Origin of the sequence: Chondrinema litorale (genome assembly GCF_026250525.1) — a bacterium.
Taxonomy (GTDB): domain Bacteria; phylum Bacteroidota; class Bacteroidia; order Cytophagales; family Flammeovirgaceae; genus Chondrinema; species Chondrinema litorale.
The window spans coordinates 956,917-979,306 of the sequence record NZ_CP111043.1 but is presented as its reverse complement, the minus strand read 5'-3'; the positions used below and the strand labels follow the sequence as shown (position 1 = coordinate 979,306).

Sequence of the window (22,390 nt, the reverse complement as noted above, 5' to 3'; positions counted from 1 at the left end):
GGGTTTTAAATGTTAATGAAAGTCCTTTGTTAAAAATTAAATACTAGAAGAAAGATACACCCACTTTAGATGTAGTTTAAGCTATAATAAGATAAATATGTGCCTTTAGTCTACTCCTTCTTACAATCTTCTACTCTTCTTGTGTCGATTATCTGAGTAATTAGCCAACCTTTTTCATCATCTTTAAAAAGCTGAAATGCATTTACTCCACAATGGCTGAATTTTTCACCTGCATAAAAATCGTACTCTGTCCATACAGAAGCCATTGCTCCATCTATTTTTACATCGTAGCTTAAGATTCGTTCATCCCACACAATGTCGTGAGGAGTGCCAATGGCTTTTAAAAAATTGGCTATAGTCTCGTTGCGTAATACTGTTTTTCCAGTTTTGGTAGAAACTGTTTGCAACCTAGAAGATGCATGAAAAACCTGACTCACCATAGAACTATCACCAGCGCGCATTCCATTAAAAAGTGTCTCAATACATTCAATTACAGCCTTTTCTTCATCATTGGGGTTATCAACAGCTTTTAGTGTAGAGGTGGGTACTAAAAGTAAAAGCAGTAAAAATGTAGTTTTCAGATTTCTCATGTCTTTATTTTTATTTAATTTTCCTCAAATTCTATAATTAATAAAATTCTCCAAAATATTTTTTGATGAGTGGTATAATGGAACAATACTTTATTGAAAATGACAAGTTGAAAGTTGGTATAAACCTGAAAGGGGCGGAGCTAGCAAGTATTTATGGGAAACAATCAGAAAAGGAATACATGTGGCAGGCTGATCCGGAGTTTTGGGGAAGGCATTCTTGTATTTTATTTCCAATTGTTGGTAAGCTAATTGGCGATACATATACCTTAGATGGCAAAAGCTATGAGCTAAAACAACATGGTTTTGTGCGCAATAGAATGTTTGAAGTAAAAAAACAGGAAGCAGATAATATCACTTTTAGCTATAGCAGCACAGAAGAAGACAAAGCGATTTACCCTTATGAGTTTGTTGTAAATATGATTTACACAATTGAGGGTGATACAGTTTCTGTGGCTTACGAAGTAGAAAACACAAATGCTACTGAGATGTATTTCTCTATTGGCGGCCATCCAGGTTTTAATTGCCCATTGGAAGAAGGAGAGAAAAGATCAGATTATTCTGTGGTTTTCGATCAGGTAGAAACAGCGGAAAGCTATACACTAAATGATGATGGCTTTTTTGATGGCAAAACTAAAAAGGTATTTGGCGACTCGCCAGCCATACAGATTAAAGACGATTTGTTTGATGATGATGCTTTGGTTTTTAAAGACCTAAAATCAACAGTGGTTTCTTTGGTAAACAAAGCTGGTAAGAAGATTCTAAGCTTCGATTATTCGGGTTTCCCTTACTTAGGAATATGGTCTCAAAACAGAGAATCTCCTTTTGTATGTATTGAACCTTGGTGTGGCATGGCAGACAATGCTGCTGGGCAAGACGATTTTAAAAACAAAGAAGGTGTGCAACCACTAGAAGCAGGAAAAACCTTTACTTGCGAACACAAAGTAAGTATTTTCCAGAGCTAAGGTTTTATCTAACTCCACCCGTATGAACGGCAATAATGGTTTGTCCTTCTTTAAAATAATCTTTCTTAATTAAGTCAAAAAGCCCATAAAGCATTTTACCAGTATAGATAAATTCTAAAGGTATTTTGTGGGCTTTTTCAAACTGTTTCATAAACTCAAGCAGCTCAGGCTTAGATTTGGCATAACCGCCAAAGTGGTAATCTGTAATAATATCCCAGTTGTCGAAGTCTTTTCCGCAATAGCCTTTTACCAAATTACCCACATCATCTTTTAGAAATTCACCTCCTTTTAAAGCAGAAAAGCCTAAAGCTTTGTGTTTCCCATTTAGACCAGTAATAATACCAGAGATGGTTCCGCCAGTACCACTTGCACAGCAGATGTAGTCAAAATCTATATCATCGATTTCATCTACAATTTCTTCGCAGCCTTGTACAGCCAACATATTGGTTCCACCTTCAGGTACTAAATAAAACTTACCAAACCTTTCTTTAAATTCGCCAATAAGTTCTGGGTTGTATTTATCTCTGTAAGCAGTGCGCGAAATGTAATACAGACGCATTCCAGATTTTTGGGCAAATTCTAATACAGGGTTTAAAGGCAATGTTTTCTCTCCTCTAATTATACCTATTGTTTTAAAGCCGAAAAGCTTGCCCGCTGCTGCCAAAGCATATATGTGATTAGAGTAAGCGCCTCCAAAAGATAGAAGTGTATCGTGTTTTTGTTTCTGAGCTTCTTGTAAATTATATTTCAGCTTTCTCCATTTGTTACCAGAAACAGTGGGGTGTATGAGATCGTCACGTTTTACATAAAGCGTGAGTTTCTTTTCATCGAGTAGTGGCGAACTGATTTTTTCAAGCAGTGTTTTGTTAATGCTAAGTTTCAAGAGTTTGTTTGTTTAATGGTTACAATACAATTATGAAGTCGATGTTTCTCTTTATGAAACTCGTTGAGTTTTAAAGACACTAATTAACGGATTTTTTTAGCTTTTTTACATGACTATTGTCTCTTTTTGGTGCCGAATGAAGGTTAATAAGCATCAATTTTTTTCTTCGCAATTTCTATTTTTAATACTAATATTTGTATTAATGATGGCAGCTTGCAAAAAAAGAGTAGAATTACCAGAGTATGCATTTATTGCTCCATCTGATTCACTCATTAATTATTCAGGCCGATTTTATTTTTCTGAAGATTCTTTGTCTGCCAAATTCGCTTGGACTGGCTCAACAATTAAAGCAACTTTTAGGGGTACATCTTGTAAGTTGATGTTACAAGATCATGTGTTTATAAAAGATGGCTATGGCGAACCTCAGGCAAATTATTTCTATGTTTTTATAGATGAACAATTTCCGCAATTGTTGCGTGCCGAACCAGACAGTATTTTATATACAGTAGCTCAAAACCTGCCAGATACTACGCATACCATCGAAATTTTTAGGCGAACAGAAGGAGCAACAGGCAGCACAGAGTTTTTAGGTTTTAGGTTAGATTTAGGCAAAAATCTGGTAACGCCACCAAGTTTCCCTTCGAGAAAGATAGAGTTTATTGGCAACTCTATTACCTGTGGTTATGGTAATGAAGGAGATAGTGCCAAATGTAAATATACCTCCTTAACTCAAAACGGCTACATGACATACAGCGCCATTACAGCCAGAAAACTAAATGCAGAATACAGAGCAGTGGCTTATTCTGGTATGGGTATTTATAGAAATTACAGCGATGCGATTAGATATACCATGACAGAAATGTACGATATGGTATATCCACAAAACGACAGTATCTGTTGGGATTTTACTCAATGGCAACCAGATGTGGTGGTAATAAATTTAGGCACAAACGATTTTGCCAGAAGTAATCCAGAAAGGAAGTATTTTGTGGAAAGCTATTTTAATCTTTTAGAGAAAATAAGAGCATACTATCCGGCTGCCAGTATTTTTTGTTTGGAAAGTCCGATGATTTCCGACTATTACCCTGCAAGAAGAAAGGCCAGAACTACTTCGACCAATTACATTGTAGAAGCCATTAGGTTAATGAAAGAGAAAGGTGAGCAGAATATTGAGTTTTATGCATTAAAAGAGCAAACTTCAAGAGTATTGGGTTGCGATTTCCATCCTAATGTGGAGCAGCATAAACAAAATGCCGAAGAACTCACTGCTTTTATTAGAGAAAAAATGGGTTGGGATTTGGTATTATAAGCAGTATTTCGGAAACTTTTTAACAACCATCATTCGGGTGAAATACACAAAAAAAGCCCGAATATGTGACATATCCGGGCATTCAATTAAAGGAGAACTATTTAATTATTAAAAGTGGAACATCTATATGATAAACCATTTGAGTAGTTAAACTTTCATCAAATAGTTTAGTAAAAAAACTCTTAGATTTAGTGATAACTGTAAGCAATCCAATTTTATTTTTCTTACAGTAATTTACCAGTCCGTCTTCTACATTTTTATGATAGATGTAATCGAACGAGTGCGATACTTCTTCGAGCATGTTATGTATTTTTATAACATCTTTAAACTCTTTAGGATATTGATCTTTTGAGTTAGATGAAACAAAAATGATATTGACGGTAGCATTGTAAACTTTTGCTAGGTAAGGCAAAACTTTAAAATTATCGTAATTTCGCTTTTGGTTAAAATCGCATGCTACACCAATTTTTTTAATTTTTGAAATATCAGTGTCTTCTGGTAAAACCAAAACCGGGCAATCTACTTTGCCTACAACTTTAGCAGCATTGCTACCCCATAATTCTTCGAATCCATGAGCACCTTTTGTACCCATTAAGATTAAATCTACATTATATTTTTCTACTGCCTTAGCAATACTGTCAGAAGCTTTTCCCAGACTTTTATGACATGTAAAAGAAACATCTTTAAGGTCTGGTATAATAGTTTCCAGTTCTTTAAATCTGGAATCAATACCTCTTATGCGTTTTTTCATCAAAGAAGTTTCAACTTCAGGTTCTACCTCTACAGGTACCAAAGGCCTATGGTAGGCATGGAAAAGTATGAGATGAGCTCCACTTCTTCTTGCCAAATCTTTAGCCTGCCTTACAGCATGTGTTGATATATGAGTGAAATCAACAGGGATCAAGATATTGTTAAGTGGTAACATCGTTAAAATAATTTTCAGTTAAAAAATAGATATTTGACGTATTTACCAGTTTTTCTCTCTTTAATTTTGAGAGTCTGTTTAATTATAGAAAGTTACATAAGATACAGCCTAATCATTATGATGAAAATTATAGCATTATATGATGCTGGTCAGTATAAATTAGTTGAGGGTTAACTGGTATTATTTTAAAAAATTAGCTGGCTTAAAGCTGGCGAGGAATCAATTTTTTGAACGTGATTTGTATATTTAGGTTCTCATTTTAATAAATGAATTACTACCTTCCTATTTACAGCACTTATAATTTAGCTACTAGCAATCTTTTTTCAAAAGTAGGAGCTTAAAGAATTATTTTTATTTATCCATATCTCACAGACTTTTGTGAAAACATTCATCCATTGATTTATAAACACTTTAATTAAAAATTAAATTTACAATGATCAAAAACTTTTATACACTTTTGCTGGCTGTAGTTTTTTTTGTTGCAAGCTGTAGTGAATCTGTAAACCAGACAGTGCTGGAAGACAAACCAGTTAAAGGAGTAATCGGTAGTAATGGCATGGTAGTTACAGCACATCCATTAGCTTCTCAAGTTGGATTGGATATTTTAAAACAAGGAGGAACCGCATTTGATGCTGCCATTGCAGTACAATATGCATTAGCAGTAGTATTACCTAAAGCCGGAAATATTGGTGGAGGCGGTTTTATGGTTTATCGTACTGCCGAAGGCGAAACTGGTGCACTCGATTTTAGAGAAAAAGCTCCGGGTAAAGGCCATAAAGATATGTATCTCGATGCCGATAAAAATGTAATTGATACCTTGAGTAAAAAAGGACATTTAGCTGTTGGTGTACCAGGAACAGTTGCCGGAATGGATGAAGCCTTTAACAAATTAGGTACTTTGCCTTTCGAAAAACTCATACAACCTTCTATTGATTTGGCGAAAAATGGCTTTATACTTACCGAATACGAAGCTAGTTTGCTAAACCGTTTTCAGAAATCTTTTAGAGAAATTAATACGCACGAAATCTATTTGCTCCAAGACGAAGACTATGTAGAAGGAGATTCTATTTACCATAAAGACCTTGCACTAACACTAGAAAGAATAAGAGATAATGGCAAAGATGGTTTCTACAAAGGTGAAACAGCAGATTTGATTGAGAAAGAAATGAAAAAAGGTGGGGGAATTATTTCGAAAGAAGACCTCGCCAGTTACGAAGCTAAATGGAGAGATCCTATTGAAGTAACTTACAAAGACGATTATAAGATCATTTCTATGCCTCCTTCTTCGAGTGGTGGAGTGGCTTTAGCTCAGTTAATGCTTGGTAGCGAAAGCTACGATTTTAAAGGAATGGGCTTGCTTTCGGCTAAAAGTATTCACCTAATGACAGAGCTGCAAAGAAGAGTGTATGCAGATAGATCTACGCACTTAGGTGATATGGATTATTACGATGTACCAGTAGAAATGCTTATTGATAGAAACTATTTGGCTGAGCGTTTTAGTACTATTTCTATGGATACTGCTACACCATCGCAAGAAGTAAAAGCGGGTTCTGTAGAAGCAATTGAAAGTTTTGAAACTACTCATTTCTCAATTGTAGATAAACAAGGTAATGCAGTTTCTATCACAACTACACTTAATAGCTATTATGGTTGCAAAGTAATGGTAGAAGGAGCTGGTTTCTTTTTAAATAATGAAATGGATGACTTTAGTGTAAAACCCGGAGTAGCAAACCAATTTGGTTTAGTAGGTGCAGAGGCTAACTCTATCCAACCCGGAAAACGTATGTTAAGTAGTATGACACCTACCATTGTAGAAAAAGATGGTAAATTATTTATGGTAGTTGGAACTCCCGGAGGTTCAACCATTATTACCAATGTATACCAAGTGGTCTTATATGCAATTGAACATGATTTAACCATGCAAGAAGCTGTAGATGCTAAAAAAATGCACTCGCAGTGGTTACCAGACCGAGTAATTGTAGAAGCAGGCATTGACAGTCTGACTTTGGATACATTGAAGTTGATGGGGCATGAGATTAGAGAAATTCAACAAATTGGAAGAATTGAAGCGATTATGGTGCAGGAAGATGGTTCGTTCGAAGGAGCAGCAGATGTTACCAGAACAGGAGATGCTACTGCGCTAGGTTATTAATAAAAATTAAACAACATGTGGAATCAGGATTTATACCAACAGACTATCTTATTTGTGGCTGAAGCACACAAAGAGCAAAAAGTACCGGGAACAGATTTGCCGTATCTGGTGCATTTGAGCAATGTTTGCATGGAGATTATGGCAGCTTTACATTACGATAGTAATGGGGTAAATCCTGATGTTTGCATGCTTTGTGCCTTACTGCACGATTCAGTAGAAGATACTGATGTAACAGCACAAATGGTAAAAGATAAATATGGTGATGCAGTAGCTACTGGAGTTGCTGTACTTACCAAAAATGAAAGTTTACCTAAGCCAGAACGAATGCCAGATAGTTTGGCAAGAATTAAAGCTGCTGGTAAAGCAGCAGGTATGGTTAAAATGGCAGACAGAATTGTAAACCTCCAAGCTCCGCCAGCTTATTGGCCAGATAGAAAGATTAAAGTCTATCAAGAAGAAGCCCGCCTCATCCACTCCGAGCTTAATCAATTCCACCAATCCCTCGCAGAGAGGCTAGCTAAAAAAATTGAAGATTATGGGGTTTATGTGAAGTAATCAACCTCTATAAAACAACTTAACATGAACCATTCACAAAGATTAGCATTAGCCAAAAGGGCTTTGTGGGGTACTTCTATTGGCGATGCTTTTGGTGAAAGTTTCTTTGGCGATAGAAATGAAATGATTCATCATATTGAGCAAAGAACCATACCTCAAACATCTTGGGAGTTTACAGATGATACAGTTATGGCAATTGCTGTTTTTGAGCAGTTAGAGAAGCATCAAACAATTATACAAGACGATTTAGCACTTCAATTTTCTTTAAATCACGATAAAGATGTAAATAGAGGATATGGAGCGACAGCCAGAAGAATTTTAAGAGAGATTGGTGAAGGAGCAGACTGGAAAGTGCTTTCTCAAAGTGTATTTGAGGGAATGGGTTCTCTAGGGAATGGAGCTTCTATGAGGGTATGTTCGATTGGTGCCTATTTTTTCGATGATCTAGAAAAAGTAAAAGATTTGGCAGCAAAATCTGCCGAAGTTACACATACTCACTTAGAAGGAATAACCGGAGCAATAGCTGTAGCCGTTGCTACTGCATTAGCCACCCAATTTAGAGTTGAAGGCAAATCAATAAGTCCAGAAGAGTTCATAAAGAAGGTTTTAAAAGAGTTGCCAGACTCTGATACAAAATCCAAAATAAACAAGTCGCTTTCTGTTGCTTATAGTTACAATATCGAGTCTGTAGCTGCTATACTTGGCAATGGAATTAAAATTTCAGCACCAGATACTGTCCCATTTGCTATATGGTGTGCTGCTTGGAATCTCGCAAACTATGAAGAAGCTTTATGGAAAGCGGTTTCAATTTTAGGTGATAGAGATACCATTTGTGCCATTGTTGGCGGCATTACGATAATGTCTGCAAAAGATTATAGTATTTCCAAAACATGGAGCAATGCTGTAGAAGATTTTGAAAAGAGCATTTTCAGAAATTAATATAACCCATAATTATATTTTTTGGTCAATATTCTTTTAGTTCCGATTATTCGATATTAAACTGGCTTATTTACTTTTAAAGTTTTGTTGGTTATAATTTAAGTGTATGAAAAAAACTCCAGTAATATTCGATCACGATGGTAATGCAGATGATTTTATTTCTTTGATCTTAGTTTTGGCTATGCAGCATGTCGATTTAAAAGGGATAAGTATTACTCCAGCAGATTGTTATATCGAAAATGCTTTAGAAACCACTCAGAAACTCCTAATAAAAGCAGGTAGAATAGATATAGAAATTGGTTTAGGAAACCATTACGGCATCAATGCATTTCCTGCAAATTGGAGAGCAAATCCGAAAATATTAAATGCATTTCCTTCTCTTATTCTTATTGATACAGATGCAGATCAGTCTCATTTTGTAGATGGTAAAACCCTTTTTGTAAATAAACTAAAGGAAGCTGATGAGCCTGTGACAATCTTACTTACAGGGCCATGTTCAAATCTGTTATTGGCTTTAGAAGAAGAACCTGCATTAGCCGATAAGATTGAGGCTGTAGTTTGGATGGCAGGAGCTTTTGATGTGCCGGGTAATGTGGTAACCTATAACCACGATGGCACTGCCGAATGGAATATATTCTGGGATCCGGTATCAGCAAATAAGCTATTAAAATATAATCTGTCAATGGTTTTTATCCCTTTGGATGTAACAAATCAGGTTGCTGTAACCACTGATTTTTTAAAGGAATTGGCGAGGCATGCAGATCATTTTTGGGCTAATTTGGCAGCACAATTCTGGGCAACTACATTAGATACGGTACCTGCTTATGCTTATACTTATTATATGTGGGATGCGCTTGCTACGAGTTATTTAGAAATTCCAGAAGCTTTTACATTAGAAGAAATAGAGACAGATATTATACCTACTGGACCAAGTGCCGGCAGAACCATAGAAAGTAAAGGTTCAGGGCTTAAAATTAAAGTTGCCAAGCAGGTAGATAAAACATTTTTCTTTGATTACCTGATAAAGACATTTACAAATGCGAAGAGTGTTTAAATATACTTTGCACACAACTTAAAAAGCCAATTGGATTAAAGAATAGCAGAAATGGAAGATTTGAATAAATATGTTTCGATTTACAAAAAGCAATTAGACGAAGGGAACATCCAAAAGGCATATACGGGAATTGTAAAGTATGTAATGAACTTGAAAACTGTCTTTAAAAAAGACCACTCAGACAAGTTTTCAGTAGGGAATATTTTACAAGGTTATATGGACTACACCTACTTTTATTTTTCAAATGCATATTTAGAAAAGTATAAATTGAAGCTTGGTCTTGTGCTAAACCATCAAGATATGCGGTTCGAAATATGGCTTTTAGGTCGCACTGTTGATGTTCAGAAGAAATACTGGGAATTACTTAAAACATCAAAGTGGAATAAGGGTAGGGAAGAGATGCCTAAATATTCAATTCTAGAAGGTATTTTGGTGGATAATCCAGACTTCAATAATCTAGAACAGCTAACTAAAGAAATTGAAAATAGAACAATTCAGGTTTCAGACGAAATATTAAGCGAATTGAAAACAATCAATTGATAATTATCACTTGAAAACTCTATCGTCAAACAAAGCTACTCATCTTTTCTCCTTCCTAATAAGTTGATATGGAGTAGCTTCTTGCATCAACTTAAACCTCTATTATATCCACATCAACAAATTAATAATCTTTTACCACTTTTTACAGGCTTAATTTGCTGGAAGTTAAGGATTTGTAAATGGGGTTTTATCATTCTGTTTATGATGATTTTACTACTTTTTAATGATGCTCCATCCTCATAATTTTATAGTTATGAAAAGCGAAATCGGGATTTATCTTAAAGATGAAATCAACTGTGTAGAGTGGGAAAGGGTAGAAAATGGAGCATGCTTAAAAAATTATATTTTGCCTTTTATAGAAAAGGGGAGTAGGCATTTTATCTCTAATTCCGAACATGAAATGGCTCTGGCTATAGTAAATGGCAAAGCTTTTCCACTCACAATTGGCAATCTAAAATCTAAGTCTTCTTGCTATCTGGTTTCGTTTCTTTCTCAGTATTTCGATTATGCACAAGAAGAGGTTTTAGAGAATGATAAATACACTGCCAACCAAAAAAGAATCGCCAGATTTGTGGTTCCCATATTCCGGTTTTTGGGAAATTTATCTGGAATGGAGAAGGTTGTTTTTATCAATAATTACATTCTTTCTACTAGTTTATACCCCGATACTTCTGAGCTAAATCTAGTTGAGTTTTTAAAGAAGTTAGAAGAAAAATTCCCTCAACATGCATTGGTTTTTAGGTCTGTAAACGATCGTACAGAAAAAGTACTACTAAAAGAATTAGAAGTGCTAGAAGGTAAAACTTTGGCTTGTCGGCAGCTTTACATGCTCGATCCAAAATTAGGAAAATACAAGAAGAAGCGCCCTTTTGTAATGGATTCTAAACTTTGGGCAAAAACAACTGATTTGGAGTGGATTAAAGTTGTTGCATTTACTAAAGAAGAAAAAGCAGCGGCCATTCACTTTTATAAAAACCTCTATATAGAAAAATATTCTTCGTTAAATCCACATTATACAGAAGATTATCTAGATATTGCACTAAAAGGTAAAGTCTTAGATTTTTATTTGCTGAAAGATAAAGAAACTGCTGAAGTGAAAGCTGTGCAGGCGGTGGCTACTAGAAACAATGTAATTACAACACCATTTATCGGTTACGATCAATCTGCCCCAAAAGAAAAAGGTTTGTACAGATTAATGAATGTGCAATTAACACAATTGGCAGTAGAAAATAATGCTGTTTTAAATATGAGTAGCGGCGCATCTAAGTTTAAAGTATCTAGAGGAGGCGAACCTTGTTTTGAGTATCATGTCGTTTTTGATGCACATTTGAAGTGGAGCAGAAAGTGGATATGGAGTTTACTTCACTACTTTTCTGAAAAATTTGTAAAGTCTTCTATGAAAAAAATGGAAGTTTAAAAGAAATACACATGCCGGTTTTTGAAGGAATTAAATATGGCTTAGTATTAATGATGATTATCGGCCCTTCATTTTTCTATTTGTTGAGAGTGGGAATAATGAAAGGTTTTAGGAGTGCAGCGGGCTTTGCCTTAGGAATTCTTCTAACAGATGCATTTTTTATATTCGCTATATTTTTTGGTTTGTCTGAGCTATTAAAGAACATTGAAGTACAGACGGTTTCTAGCATTATAGCAGGTGCCATTATGTTTTATCTGGGTTATAGCTATCTAGTTAATATGGGCAAAGAAGAAAACTTAAAAGACAAGGAAGAAACCAATAGTAATATCAATCTGGGAATTACAGGCTATGTGCTAAAGGGAATGGCAATTAATGGTTTAAATCCATTTACAGTAATTATGTGGATTGCTGTGCTAGCTACTGTAATGACTAGAGAAGATTACTCAGATACGCAGTTTTTAATGTTTTTTGTGGGCTTATTGGGTACTGTTGTTTCTGCGGATATTGTGAAAGCTTACTTGGCACATCGCATCGCCAAGGTTTTAACAAATAATACTTTACAAATAATGAATAAGGTATTGGGAGTAATTTTTATAGGCTTAAGTCTGAGGTTTTTCTATTTTGCTTTTGTAAACTATAAAGTGTTGCTAGGATTAAAGTTTTAGCAAATAACCCATAGCAACATCTATTTACTTTTTATGATTTTTTATCTCTTTCAGATGAACGAGGGTTTTTATCAGACATATTTTCCACGTATAATGGCGGTTCAATATTTACATTCATATTTAATCTTTCATTTAGATATGAAGCAATCCACTTATTAATTTTTAAAACTGCCATTTTCTTTCTCAATCTTCCCTGATTATCTCTGTTCAAGATAGAAGGTAAAGTACTGGTCGTAATAATTTCATCAATAGCAGGGGTAGCAAGGTTCACTTTAGTTTCTTCTGAACTATGAAAGTGGGTGGTCATAAAGATTACCTTTCTTGGATTGTACTCTCTAAGTAATTTGCAGCAAGCAACGATAGTTCCTCCTGTTCTTACCATATCATCTAACACCACAATATCTCTATCTTTAATAAATGAAAGAGGATATTGAGAATGCTGTGCGACTGTCATATGTACTTTACGCTCACCAGTTCTAATTTTATCCATAATCACAATTGGCAGGTTTGTGCCATTAGCCCTGGCAACGCTACTTACAAAGTCTACAGCACCTTTATCTGGTGCAATAAGCACTGTGTTTGCTGGGTCTACAATACCAGAATTATGAATGTAATAATTGAATAAACTGTCTGGGAAAAGGTTTACGAAATTATTTTCACCAAAAATTTCAGTGTACTCGTGGTGGGTAGCAACACTGTGATTATGCACTGTTACAACCATATCTATACCAGAAGACTTTAATAGGGTAGCATACAGTCTGGCAGTAAACGGTTGCCCGTTAAATTTATATAAATCTGCCATCTCTCTTTCAAAGTTGGTTTTACCGTGACTTCTCTTAGGTCCTCTGTCTTGTGCAGAATAGAAAAGTTCTGGCTCAACCAAAATCACTTCTTTGGCATCATTATCTTTTGCCGCTCTGGCAATAATGAAATTACGCATTGCCAACTCGTTTCTAGAAACATGACCTCTGTGAACAGAAACTATAATTACAGTTTTACCCGCCAAAGTTGATCCTATTGTAGAATAATCATCTTCGTCGTGTGCTGTAAACCTTGGGCAGAACTCTGAGTTTGCAAATGTTTTGAGCATAATCAGGTCTGAAAAGTCCGTTTTCTGTTCTAAAAAGTCGGCAATATCAATAGCAAAATAGCTGTCTGATAAATTACCAACAACAATTACATCTTTGTTTTTTGTTAAAGAAGTTATATTTTTTGTGTCCACCACTAAAGGAATTTAATTCGATTAAAGTGCAAAGAAAATCCCCTTATAAAAGAATCCAAAAATATCCTTGTGAAAAGATTAAGAACTTAGAGGTATTAACTTTTTATAAGTATCATCCCAGCGATAATTGTTGTTTAATACCGCTCCTAAATAATATTGCTTATCTGAAATTTGTGTAAAATCTTTTTTACCCGATAAAATTTCTTTTCCAGTATTATTGATTGTAACACGTTCTTCTTCTATTTTGAGCAGAATACTTAAGTTATCTATCAAATGAAAATATTGTAAGTCTCCAAAACCCAAGGTGTTTTCAGAACGAAGCAGTTTACCAACCAACTGGTTTTTACTTAGCTTTTCATTAGATGCAAAAGTTAGAATTTTATGTTGGGCTTCAGACAAGCCATTTGTAGTTGATGGGAATCTTTTAAAATGTGCTTTAATAGCACTGTTTAGATAGGGAAAAGTATCTGGTGTATTTCTTCTAAGTAGTTGTTCTAATTTTTCAGGAGTACCAAAAGCATAAGCTTGCCAAACATTTTGTGCAAAAGTAATATCTGCTTGAGAGAGCTTTATCCTTCTTGCAAATAATTGAGGATAATCGTCTGGTTTATAATGCCCTAAAGTTTGTAAGCCTTTTTTACCTTCTTCAACTCCAGCACATACCAAGTATATGTTTGTATGTTTGCCTGCTAAATAGCTAAGTGTAGCCATCATATTTAACTGGCAAAACAAATCATACTCAAACCAAAGTGTAATATCTGCATCAGCAGAAATTTGAGTAATTCTTAATAGCTCACTTTTGCCATTTTCAAAGTCATTCAAATCTATACCATAAGTTTCATGTAAATACTTTGCTCTGGTATAAAAAAAAGCATCGCTCAATATCGGCTCGTTTACTGGACCTTCGCAAAGCATTTCTCTCCACGCAATTTTTACATGCGCATCAGAATTTAATGGAGAGTGCAGAAATGCTTCTTTGCTGCTATCTCCATTAAAAATATGGTACTGAATGGTGTTAGGCATCTATTTGGCAATAATGCTATTTTTACTCAAAAAGTGCAGAATTCCTGCTTTTACAAAAGCCGTAATTAATTTACTTGGGCTCTTGCTCTCAGAGTTTAATTGGGGTAAGTAAAGTGTTGACAGGTAAAAATGATTTAATGGTAACTCAACTATTTTAATATCACCATCTTCGTCTTTACCAGAAAATGTTAAGCCTGCTTCTTCTAGGTGTTGAATGGTTTCTTTCTTTACACCAAAAGAACAGTTGGTTTGATTAAAAGTAGAATCTTTTAAATAAATTCTCTCTGCTAAAGTACCAGAAGTAATTTTAACAGATACATTTTTATAGTCTGTAATATCATCATAGTAATCAAGATAAGATTCTTCATTATTATCTTGAATGATGTTTCTTACAAACTCAACAATAACAGATTTAAAGGCTGTTCCGGTTGCCAGTAATGGAATATCGCGCTTGCGTATTTCCTCTAAAAGACTGATGGCTTCATCAGTGAAATTTCCCGGGTCTGATATTAACCAGAACGCATTGTATTGATTAATTTCTTCTTCCTTTATAGCAGTTTCAGCAGTTATCCACGAGCTTCGATATGCAACTTCAAGATGTTCGAACGCTTCAAATAATGCTTTTTCAGCAGAAATATGGGGAAGATAATTTTCTCTGTAATGCCCGATGAACGCTATTTTTATTATATCTTCCATAACCTCATTACAATTAATTTTATCATTTTACTTATCACCTAACTAAAAGACTTATTTGTCTTTTTTCTTTTAGTGATAGGAGCTGATTCTATCTAAATCTAACAGGATTTATTGTTAAGACAAAGTTTTTCTCAGTATTTGTTTTGAAACAAATTTTTAGAGAAAAATGTGCATAAAAGAATGTTAATAAGCTTTATTGTGTCAATAGGAAGGTAAAAAAGGATACTTATAAGTTGATTTTAGATGAGAATGTTACCTGCTTATTTATGGTTATTTTATGATTTTTTTATCTTGTGAATACCCGTAAATCTTCACTAACAAAGCTTAATGGATAAATCTTTAATATAATAGAAGTGTATATTTGATAAGAAACTTACATTAAGCATTCGTGCCTAATACTTATTAATTAACTGAACTATAAACACTTCCAGATGAGACAGATTTTCTTTGCATTTATAATGCTTGCCTTCGTATGTAGCTCTTCAAAAATTTTTGCTCAAGACAATCCAAAAAACGAAATCCTTACAGAAATTAATTTGAAAACGTATTACTTCCAGCATTTGCAGGGAGGAGTAACTATTAATGAAGAAGGACTGCTCACTTTGAACGGAGTAAAGATGGATATTAAGAATTCTGAAATAGGGTATCAGTATTCTGACGAAGGAGATAGTTTTATTTACTTTTTAACTGTAGATGGAACTGAAAGCTATGAAGCTTGGAATAGTGGAGAATTATTATTTAAAACAAATAATGTGCTTCACATAATGAATTCGGATGATCAAGCAATGGAGATGGTCGTACTTTTTAACTTGTTAAAGTCTCTGTACGCGTCTTAAAAAAGAATAAGAAAAGGAATTAAGCCTTTCTTACCTTTTGGGTAAAAAAGGTCTTAATTCATTGCAATGTGCAATATAACTTTTTCGCTGGCGATGATGAGCAAACATGCAAATAATATTGCTCCTATTAATCTTACCATTATGGCTTTCATTGAAATTTTCATAGCGTTATGTGAATGAATTTTAGTTTTAATATTTATACGAATCTTACATCCTTACTGCTGCAAATCAGTTGCCATAAATTCAAACAAATTTCACAGAACGCATATTTCCTCTCTAAAAGCCTTCTGGAAGCGTTTTATTATTACCTCATTTTTTTTATTTAAAACTAATTAACAGTCAAACTGTAGAGCATTAACCACACTTTGTTGCTACAGTTGTTTATTAGTCTTTTCCCAATGCTTTTTTGTAGCTATCTAATGTTCTTTCTCTAGCCTCTTTATGGTCTACAATCGGTTCTGGATATTTATCTGTTCCAAACTCAGTAACCCATTTCTTTATGTACTTTTTATCCTTGTCAAACTTATCTGTTTGGGAGTAGGGGTTAAAAATTCTAAAATAAGGTTGGGCATCGGTGCCAGTTCCTGCTGCCCATTGCCAACCGCCATTATTGGCAGATAAATCGTAGTCTAATAACTTTTGAGCAAAGTAAGCCTCGCCCCATTTCCAGTCTATAAGTAAATGCTTTGTTAAAAAACTCGCTGTAATCATTCTTACTCTGTTATGCATAAAGCCAGTTTCGTTGAGTTCTCGCATGCCTGCATCGACTATTGGGTAACCGGTTTTACCTTTACACCAAGCCTCAAATTCTTTTTCGTTATTTCGCCACTTTAAAGCATCGTATTTTTTGTTAAAGTTTTGCTTAACCACATGGGGGAAATGGTCTAGAATCATCATATAAAAATCTCTCCATATGAGCTCGTTTAGCCAAGTATCGCTATGTCTTAAACCTCGCTGGGCTAAGTGTCTAATACTTACAGTGCCAAATCGCAAGTGTACACTTAGCCTACTTGTGCCTTTTATTGCTGGGTAATCTCTTTTGTCGGCATAAGCATTAAGCGTTTTGCTTTCAATCGACCTATCCGGAAATTCAGTTTCTATATCTTCAAAACCAATGTCTTTTAATGATGGAATTTTAAAAGGTTTGGTTTGATAGAAATTATTGAAATACTTTTCTGTAGGGTAGGAACGTACATAAAAATCACTCTTTTTTAGTTTGAGTTTTTCATGCCACTTTTTGCTATAAGGAGTAAATACAGTGTAAAGGCCGCCATCATTTTTTACAACTTCATCTTTTTCAAAAATACATTGGTCTTTAAATGTTTTAAAGGGGATGTCTTTTTTACTTAATAGTTTGCCTATCTCCTCATCTCTTTCTTTTGCGTAAGGTTCGTAGTCTCTGTTGGTGTATACTTCCGCAATGTCAAAATCTTTGAGCAAGTCTTCCCATACTTCTTTAGGTGTTCCATACTTTACCAATAAAGCAGATTTATTTTCTTGTAGTTTCTCATCTAATTTTTGAAGGTAATCGTGTATAAACACAAGCCTTTTATCTTGCTTATCCTCTAAGTCATCCAATATGTTTGTATCAAAAATGAATATTGGTAAAACAGGATAATCTGATTTGAGTGCATGGTAAAGTCCGGCATTATCTGCTAATCTTATATCTCTTCTATGCCAGAAAATGGAAATTTTCATATAAATTATTGAAACGGGTTCTAGTGTAAAACTTCTTTAAAAAGACAGTTGCAGTAATGTAAAATCTAAATGTGTAAATTTACTCCTACCTATTGTGCTATATCTTTTTAGAGGTCTGTTGAGTACAATTGTAAACTTTTGTCTATTAATTAAGTATTTAAATACTGTTACTATACACTAACACTATGTCTTTTTTGACAACCTAAATGTTTTTTTAATCTTTTTGTTTAGATGCACCAACCATTTTTTCTGCTAACTACATTGAAAAAAATCTTTTTTACGGATAAAAGAGCAGTACTTTGCTGTTTGCTTTTTCTCTTAACATTTAGCTCTAATCTATCTTTTGCTCAATCAAAAGCTGTATTTTTCTTTAATGACAAAGTCGGCTCTGCATTTACAATAAGTGATGCTGAAGAGTTTTTAACAGAAAGAGCAATTCTAAGAAGAGAAAAGCAGGGAATCAGTTTAAACGAGCGCGATTTGCCAGTGAGTAGTGTATATCTTGATTCTATGGTTGAGGCAGGAGCAACAGTTCTTTACACCACAAAATGGCTCAACGGGGTTTTGGTTGAAGTAGACGACGAAGCAGTTTTTGAAACTATCCAAAATTTCACCTTCATAAAAGAAAGTAATATAAACTTGGGTACTTTGAGTATTTCTTCATTTTCTTCGACTGAAGAAAAACATATTTCAACGGCTAACAAAAAACTTGAAACAGATTTGGATTATGGAAACTCCTATAACCAACTCGAAATGCTTGGAGTGCCTACCATGCATGCTATGGGATATAAAGGTGAGGGAATGTTGATTGCGGTGTTAGATGGTGGATTTAACAATGCAGATGAAATTACTGTATTTGATTCTCTTTTTATAAATGATCAAATTCTGAACACTTATGATTTTGTAGAAAGAGAAGAAAATGTATATGATGATCATAACCATGGAACGCAAGTACTTTCAACAATGGCAGGTAACACGCCTGGAAGTTTAATTGGTAGTGCTTACAAAGCTGATTACGTTTTACTTAGAAGTGAAGATGTATCTAATGAATCGAGATTGGAAGAATTTTACTGGCTTGTTGCAGCAGAATATGCAGATAGCATTGGTGCAGATATTATCAATTCATCGGTAGGGTATAATATATTTGATGATGAGCTTGATAATTATACACAGGACGATCTGGACGGAGAAACGGCATTCATTACAATTGCCGCAGATTTTGCAGCTTCTACAGGTATGTTTATAGTTTCTAGTGCTGGCAATGAGGGCAATGACCCTTGGGGTTCAATTACTCCTCCAGCAGATGGTGATTCTGTTTTAGCCGTAGGGGCAGTAAATTCAGTTCAGTCATATGCTGCTTTTTCCTCTGTTGGTCCCAGTGCTGATGGAAGAATAAAACCCGATGTTACTGCACAAGGTAGTTCAACTGTGGTAGGTAGCGGTTCTGGTAATATAACTTCTTCTAACGGTACTTCATTTTCAGCACCTATCATTGCAGGTTTAGCCGCTGGCATTTGGCAAGCAAGACCAGAATTAACCAATATGCAATTGTTAGATACCATCAAGTCAATTTCATCGCAATATGAAAACCCAGATAACGAGCTTGGTTATGGTGTACCAGATTTTAGAAGACTTTCCACAGTATTATCTGCTAGTGATCAAATAAATAGCTTCGAATTTCAGATGTATCCAATTCCATTTGCTACCTCATTACAAATTGCTTTACCTACAGAGCTAATTGGGAATGATGTTGAGGTGAGAATTTATGATTTAATGGGGAAAATACTTTTTAAGAAAAATACAACCGTTACAGATAATTACCTCATTTTAAAAGAAAGTGAATTAATAAATATATCAAAAGGTATGATGATTTTGGGAGTTTCTGGAAATGTTGGCTCTGCCTATAGAAAGGTGATAAAAAACTAAATAGCAGATATTTTAAGGTTTAGGTTTTCTAATTTCGAGTACTATATTAATTTCACAATTCTTAAATATCTAAAACTTGGTATTTTAGAATAAATCTTATCTTTTCTATAAACAAGACACAAAGCATTTCATGCAAGAAAACCGAAAAGCCACTTTTCGGCCCATGTTCCGATTATTCAATTACCTTAAAAACTACAAGGGCTTACTCATCTTTGCTTCAGCTTCGAGCATTATTCACAAAATGTTTGATTTAATGCCGCCAATTATGGTAGGCTGGTCGGTAGATGTTCTGAACAAAGAATCTCCCAATTGGCTAATAGCCATGTCTGGCAATGATTTATTTATGCAGGCTGTTTTAATCTCATTGTTTTTTGTGTTGATTTTTGGTTTAGAAAGTCTCACAGAGTGGATGTTGAAAAACGGCTTTCTTAAGCTTGCTCAGCGAGTGCAGCACGATTTAAGAATGGATGCATATAGAAAAATGCAAGAGCGCGAAATCTCATATTTCGAATCTAACAGAACAGGCAACCTCATTGCCATGCTCAATGATGATATTAACCAGTTAGAGCGCTTTCTAAATGATAATGTGAATCAGATTCTCCAATTAATAACTCTGTTTGCCTTTTCAGGATTAGCATTGTTTGGTGTAGATTTTTGGATGGCGATTATTGGTATTATTCCAATTCCACTTATCGTATGGGGAAGTTTCATTTATCAGCGTATTATTTCACCAAAATATAAAAGGATAAGAGAAGCGGTAGGTGAGCTTAGCAGTCGATTAGAAAACAACATCTCTGGTATTGCTGTAATTAAAAGTTTTACCGCTGAAAAGTTTGAAGAAAAGCGAGTGGCAGATGCTTCTTTGGAATATAAGCAAGCAAACTATGCTGCTATTAAATACAATTCTCTCTACACACCAACTATTAGAATGTTAATTGCTCTGGGGCTTGCTGGTGGAATTCTTTTAGGTTCTTGGTACATACTTGAAGACATGGATAAAATAAGCGTGGGTGATATTGCTTTGTATGCATTAATGCTTCAGCGTTTGCTTTGGCCAGTTACAAGGATGGGGGCTATTTTCGATGAGTTTGAAAGAGCTAAAGCCAGTGCTAGAAGAATTTTTACTTTGATGGATACACCTTCTGAAGTTACAGAAAAAGCGAACGCCATTGATTTTGGTAAAGCAGCAGGAGAGATAACTTTTAATAATGTATCATTTTATTATACCGAAGGTATACCTGTGCTTAAAACGCTGAATGAGAAGCTAGAAGCTGGTAAAACAATTGGTATTGCAGGGCAGACAGGTGGAGGAAAAACTACACTTATCAAACTTTTACTGAGGTTATATGATGTAAAAGAAGGAGCCATTCTGCTTGATAATCATAATATCAAAGACCTTTCTTTCCATTGCTTAAGAAGCAACATTGCTTTGGTGAGTCAGGATGTTTATTTGTTTCATGGAACCATACTTGAAAATATTTCCTATGGAATGAATTTCTCAGAGGAAGCTATTATTTCAGCTTGCCGTAAAGCGCAGCTACACGATTTCATTATTTCTTTGCCTAAAGGGTACGATACTATTGTTGGCGAGAGAGGTATAAAATTATCAGGTGGTCAAAGGCAGAGAATTAGCATTGCCAGAGCAATTTTGAAAGATGCTCCGATTCTCATTTTAGATGAAGCAACTAGCTCTGTTGATACAGAAACCGAACGAGCTATCCAAGAAAATATTTATCAATTGGTAGCTGGTAAAACTGCTTTAATTATTGCACACAGACTCTCTACTATTAGACATGCAGATAAAATATTAGTTTTGAAGGAAGGTGAAATTATTGAAAGTGGTACACATGATACTTTGCTTGAGCAAAAAGGGCTCTATGCAGAATTGTGGAATGTACAGACTGGAATTGTTTTTAAAGAAGAAAATACCTGATGGAAAGTTACAGATTAGAAAGACTTATAGCACTAATTGAAGAGAACCATAGAATCTTATCTTCTCATAGTATAGATGAACCTGCCTGGGATACAATAAAAGGAACTGCTTACAAAGAGCAAGTAATTGAATGCTATAAAAGTTTAGGCGGACAGTTTAATGAGCCGTTTATTAAAGCAGAAAATTGGCAAATAGTTCTTGAAAACGATTTTATTATTCAGTTAGATGATGCTTTGCATTTTAATAGATATAGAATGCAAACACTGAGAAGTGAGATTTATACCAATTTGCCAGATTTTCCGATTGAGCCATACAGAAACTTTTGCAGAAAGAATGAAAGCGAGTGTGTAAAGGCTGGTTTGGCTGGTAACAATTGGACATCTTCATTTGCAGAAAAACAATTTGGTAGAGCAGAAGAACGAGGAGATTTTGCTAAAAATGGTTCACCTGCTTGGAAATTAAGAGCATACAGAGATTTTTTACAAGATGCCTCTGCCTTAGCTTTAAATAAGAAAATCTTTAGAATTTCTATTTTCCAACAAATGATGATAAACCGTCAATTATACAAAATTGGAGATATTCTTATGGGTGGGTCATCTGATCAGTTAAAATCTTTACAGAACTACATAGACAGAAAAATATCTTCATAAGAAGTAGCAATGGTATTTATTTCAGGTTTATTAGGATTGTATTTTATCGTTAAATCATCTTTACTCTCAAAAAGCATTCGTTGAACTTTGCCACGTTGAGTTGTGCCATTGTTAATATAGGTCTCACCAAAAAATGTCTCATTATTATAAGTAAAAGAGTATTTTACTTTGTATCCCTGTAATACGATTCGATTGCCATCTACAGTTTGATGCAAGGTACTATCAGGGGTAATAGAGACAATTCTGCCTGTAGTGGTTCCCGCAAGATTATCTGCCCGTGACTTTTGCAAAAACACGGGCAGTTCAAATAATAAATCTTGAGCAAGGAATGGAAATAACAGAAGCATGATAAGGTATCTAGACCAACCAGTATCAAAAATATTACTGTATTTCATCGCCAATTTCTTAACACTTT

21 protein-coding genes are annotated in these 22,390 nt (G+C 34.7%); 13 read left to right on the top strand and 8 right to left on the bottom strand.

The window, feature by feature from the left end:
* Positions 1 to 110 precede the first annotated feature (110 nt).
* Positions 111 to 590 (bottom strand): nuclear transport factor 2 family protein, encoded by a 480-nt coding sequence (locus OQ292_RS04040; RefSeq protein ID WP_284684766.1) that lies wholly within the window; start codon positions 588 to 590, stop codon positions 111 to 113.
* A 65-nt stretch (positions 591 to 655) separates the two neighbouring features.
* On the opposite strand from OQ292_RS04040, the gene OQ292_RS04035 reads away from it, so the two are divergent.
* On the top strand, positions 656 to 1,552 hold the full coding sequence (locus tag OQ292_RS04035) for an aldose 1-epimerase family protein (protein WP_284684765.1): 897 nt from the start codon (positions 656 to 658) through the stop codon (positions 1,550 to 1,552).
* Between the two features lie 4 nt (positions 1,553 to 1,556).
* Here OQ292_RS04035 and OQ292_RS04030 read toward each other — a convergent pair whose 3' ends face one another.
* Positions 1,557 to 2,435 carry a 1-aminocyclopropane-1-carboxylate deaminase/D-cysteine desulfhydrase gene (locus OQ292_RS04030; protein ID WP_284684764.1) on the bottom strand — a complete coding sequence of 293 codons (879 nt, stop codon included), beginning with the start codon at positions 2,433 to 2,435 and terminating at the stop codon, positions 1,557 to 1,559.
* 205 nt (positions 2,436 to 2,640) lie between these two features.
* Between OQ292_RS04030 and OQ292_RS04025 the strand changes: the two genes are divergently transcribed.
* A complete protein-coding gene (locus OQ292_RS04025; protein ID WP_284684763.1) occupies positions 2,641 to 3,744 on the top strand; it encodes an SGNH/GDSL hydrolase family protein in 1,104 nt (367 codons plus the stop codon).
* A 97-nt stretch (positions 3,745 to 3,841) separates the two neighbouring features.
* Here the strand turns inward: OQ292_RS04025 and OQ292_RS04020 are convergent, their stop codons facing one another.
* Positions 3,842 to 4,669 (bottom strand): universal stress protein, encoded by an 828-nt coding sequence (locus OQ292_RS04020; RefSeq protein ID WP_284684762.1) that lies wholly within the window; start codon positions 4,667 to 4,669, stop codon positions 3,842 to 3,844.
* Positions 4,670 to 5,102: 433 nt separating this feature from the next.
* Between OQ292_RS04020 and ggt the strand changes: the two genes are divergently transcribed.
* The 7 genes from ggt (at position 5,103) to OQ292_RS03985 (ending at position 11,991) form a co-directional block, all read left to right on the top strand.
* Positions 5,103 to 6,821: a gamma-glutamyltransferase gene (gene ggt, locus OQ292_RS04015; protein ID WP_284684761.1), complete on the top strand. Its 1,719-nt coding sequence runs from the start codon at positions 5,103 to 5,105 to the stop codon at positions 6,819 to 6,821.
* A 15-nt stretch (positions 6,822 to 6,836) separates the two neighbouring features.
* Complete coding sequence (locus tag OQ292_RS04010; protein ID WP_284684760.1) at positions 6,837 to 7,376, top strand: HD domain-containing protein; 540 nt, start codon at positions 6,837 to 6,839, stop codon at positions 7,374 to 7,376.
* Positions 7,377 to 7,400: 24 nt separating this feature from the next.
* Positions 7,401 to 8,315 carry an ADP-ribosylglycohydrolase family protein gene (locus OQ292_RS04005; protein WP_284684759.1) on the top strand — a complete coding sequence of 305 codons (915 nt, stop codon included), beginning with the start codon at positions 7,401 to 7,403 and terminating at the stop codon, positions 8,313 to 8,315.
* 106 nt (positions 8,316 to 8,421) lie between these two features.
* A complete protein-coding gene (locus tag OQ292_RS04000; protein WP_284684758.1) occupies positions 8,422 to 9,369 on the top strand; it encodes a nucleoside hydrolase in 948 nt (315 codons plus the stop codon).
* A 51-nt stretch (positions 9,370 to 9,420) separates the two neighbouring features.
* On the top strand, positions 9,421 to 9,909 hold the full coding sequence (locus OQ292_RS03995; RefSeq protein WP_284684757.1) for a DUF7000 family protein: 489 nt from the start codon (positions 9,421 to 9,423) through the stop codon (positions 9,907 to 9,909).
* Between the two features lie 253 nt (positions 9,910 to 10,162).
* Complete coding sequence (locus tag OQ292_RS03990; RefSeq protein ID WP_284684756.1) at positions 10,163 to 11,326, top strand: hypothetical protein; 1,164 nt, start codon at positions 10,163 to 10,165, stop codon at positions 11,324 to 11,326.
* An 11-nt stretch (positions 11,327 to 11,337) separates the two neighbouring features.
* Positions 11,338 to 11,991 (top strand): LysE family translocator, encoded by a 654-nt coding sequence (locus OQ292_RS03985; protein WP_284684755.1) that lies wholly within the window; start codon positions 11,338 to 11,340, stop codon positions 11,989 to 11,991.
* A gap of 31 nt (positions 11,992 to 12,022) precedes the next feature.
* Here OQ292_RS03985 and prs read toward each other — a convergent pair whose 3' ends face one another.
* The 3 genes from prs to OQ292_RS03970 form a co-directional block, all read right to left on the bottom strand.
* Entirely contained in the window at positions 12,023 to 13,213 is a 1,191-nt protein-coding gene (gene prs, locus OQ292_RS03980) for a ribose-phosphate diphosphokinase (protein ID WP_284684754.1), read from the bottom strand.
* Positions 13,214 to 13,291: 78 nt separating this feature from the next.
* Positions 13,292 to 14,236 carry a DUF1835 domain-containing protein gene (locus OQ292_RS03975; protein WP_284684753.1) on the bottom strand — a complete coding sequence of 315 codons (945 nt, stop codon included), beginning with the start codon at positions 14,234 to 14,236 and terminating at the stop codon, positions 13,292 to 13,294.
* The gene (locus OQ292_RS03970) at positions 14,237 to 14,932 is read right to left on the bottom strand and encodes a CTP synthase (protein WP_284684752.1); all 696 of its coding nucleotides are present in this window, start codon (positions 14,930 to 14,932) and stop codon (positions 14,237 to 14,239) included.
* Between the two features lie 431 nt (positions 14,933 to 15,363).
* On the opposite strand from OQ292_RS03970, the gene OQ292_RS03965 reads away from it, so the two are divergent.
* Positions 15,364 to 15,768: a hypothetical protein gene (locus OQ292_RS03965; protein WP_284684751.1), complete on the top strand. Its 405-nt coding sequence runs from the start codon at positions 15,364 to 15,366 to the stop codon at positions 15,766 to 15,768.
* Between the two features lie 384 nt (positions 15,769 to 16,152).
* Here the strand turns inward: OQ292_RS03965 and OQ292_RS03960 are convergent, their stop codons facing one another.
* A complete protein-coding gene (locus OQ292_RS03960; RefSeq protein ID WP_284684750.1) occupies positions 16,153 to 17,466 on the bottom strand; it encodes a cryptochrome/photolyase family protein in 1,314 nt (437 codons plus the stop codon).
* Between the two features lie 231 nt (positions 17,467 to 17,697).
* Between OQ292_RS03960 and OQ292_RS03955 the strand changes: the two genes are divergently transcribed.
* The 3 genes from OQ292_RS03955 to OQ292_RS03945 all read left to right on the top strand — a co-directional run bounded on the left by OQ292_RS03955 (position 17,698) and on the right by OQ292_RS03945 (position 21,975).
* Positions 17,698 to 19,392: a S8 family serine peptidase gene (locus tag OQ292_RS03955; RefSeq protein WP_284684749.1), complete on the top strand. Its 1,695-nt coding sequence runs from the start codon at positions 17,698 to 17,700 to the stop codon at positions 19,390 to 19,392.
* Between the two features lie 130 nt (positions 19,393 to 19,522).
* Positions 19,523 to 21,325 carry an ABC transporter ATP-binding protein gene (locus OQ292_RS03950; RefSeq protein ID WP_284684748.1) on the top strand — a complete coding sequence of 601 codons (1,803 nt, stop codon included), beginning with the start codon at positions 19,523 to 19,525 and terminating at the stop codon, positions 21,323 to 21,325.
* Complete coding sequence (locus OQ292_RS03945; protein ID WP_284684747.1) at positions 21,325 to 21,975, top strand: DUF7255 family protein; 651 nt, start codon at positions 21,325 to 21,327, stop codon at positions 21,973 to 21,975. The genes OQ292_RS03950 and OQ292_RS03945 overlap by 1 nt, the downstream gene beginning before the upstream one ends.
* Here the strand turns inward: OQ292_RS03945 and OQ292_RS03940 are convergent.
* The gene (locus tag OQ292_RS03940; RefSeq protein ID WP_284684746.1) at positions 21,948 to 22,370 is read right to left on the bottom strand and encodes a hypothetical protein; all 423 of its coding nucleotides are present in this window, start codon (positions 22,368 to 22,370) and stop codon (positions 21,948 to 21,950) included. The two genes, OQ292_RS03945 and OQ292_RS03940, sit on opposite strands and share 28 nt — an antisense overlap.
* Positions 22,371 to 22,390 lie beyond the last annotated feature (20 nt).

Excerpts from the sequence above, each read along its gene's own strand:
- OQ292_RS04040 (WP_284684766.1), bottom strand. The coding sequence starts at position 590 with ATGAGAAATCTGAAAACTACATTTTTACTGCTTTTACTTTTAGTACCC.
- OQ292_RS04035 (WP_284684765.1), top strand. The coding sequence starts at position 656 with ATGAGTGGTATAATGGAACAATACTTTATTGAAAATGACAAGTTGAAA.
- OQ292_RS04025 (WP_284684763.1), top strand. The coding sequence starts at position 2,641 with ATGGCAGCTTGCAAAAAAAGAGTAGAATTACCAGAGTATGCATTTATT.
- OQ292_RS04020 (WP_284684762.1), bottom strand. The coding sequence starts at position 4,669 with ATGTTACCACTTAACAATATCTTGATCCCTGTTGATTTCACTCATATA.
- ggt (WP_284684761.1), top strand. The coding sequence starts at position 5,103 with ATGATCAAAAACTTTTATACACTTTTGCTGGCTGTAGTTTTTTTTGTT.
- OQ292_RS04010 (WP_284684760.1), top strand. The coding sequence starts at position 6,837 with ATGTGGAATCAGGATTTATACCAACAGACTATCTTATTTGTGGCTGAA.
- OQ292_RS04005 (WP_284684759.1), top strand. The coding sequence starts at position 7,401 with ATGAACCATTCACAAAGATTAGCATTAGCCAAAAGGGCTTTGTGGGGT.
- OQ292_RS04000 (WP_284684758.1), top strand. The coding sequence starts at position 8,422 with ATGAAAAAAACTCCAGTAATATTCGATCACGATGGTAATGCAGATGAT.
- OQ292_RS03995 (WP_284684757.1), top strand. The coding sequence starts at position 9,421 with ATGGAAGATTTGAATAAATATGTTTCGATTTACAAAAAGCAATTAGAC.
- OQ292_RS03990 (WP_284684756.1), top strand. The coding sequence starts at position 10,163 with ATGAAAAGCGAAATCGGGATTTATCTTAAAGATGAAATCAACTGTGTA.
- OQ292_RS03985 (WP_284684755.1), top strand. The coding sequence starts at position 11,338 with ATGCCGGTTTTTGAAGGAATTAAATATGGCTTAGTATTAATGATGATT.
- OQ292_RS03975 (WP_284684753.1), bottom strand. The coding sequence starts at position 14,236 with ATGCCTAACACCATTCAGTACCATATTTTTAATGGAGATAGCAGCAAA.
- OQ292_RS03970 (WP_284684752.1), bottom strand. The coding sequence starts at position 14,932 with ATGGAAGATATAATAAAAATAGCGTTCATCGGGCATTACAGAGAAAAT.
- OQ292_RS03965 (WP_284684751.1), top strand. The coding sequence starts at position 15,364 with ATGAGACAGATTTTCTTTGCATTTATAATGCTTGCCTTCGTATGTAGC.
- OQ292_RS03960 (WP_284684750.1), bottom strand. The coding sequence starts at position 17,466 with ATGAAAATTTCCATTTTCTGGCATAGAAGAGATATAAGATTAGCAGAT.
- OQ292_RS03955 (WP_284684749.1), top strand. The coding sequence starts at position 17,698 with ATGCACCAACCATTTTTTCTGCTAACTACATTGAAAAAAATCTTTTTT.
- OQ292_RS03950 (WP_284684748.1), top strand. The coding sequence starts at position 19,523 with ATGCAAGAAAACCGAAAAGCCACTTTTCGGCCCATGTTCCGATTATTC.
- OQ292_RS03945 (WP_284684747.1), top strand. The coding sequence starts at position 21,325 with ATGGAAAGTTACAGATTAGAAAGACTTATAGCACTAATTGAAGAGAAC.
- OQ292_RS03940 (WP_284684746.1), bottom strand. The coding sequence starts at position 22,370 with ATGAAATACAGTAATATTTTTGATACTGGTTGGTCTAGATACCTTATC.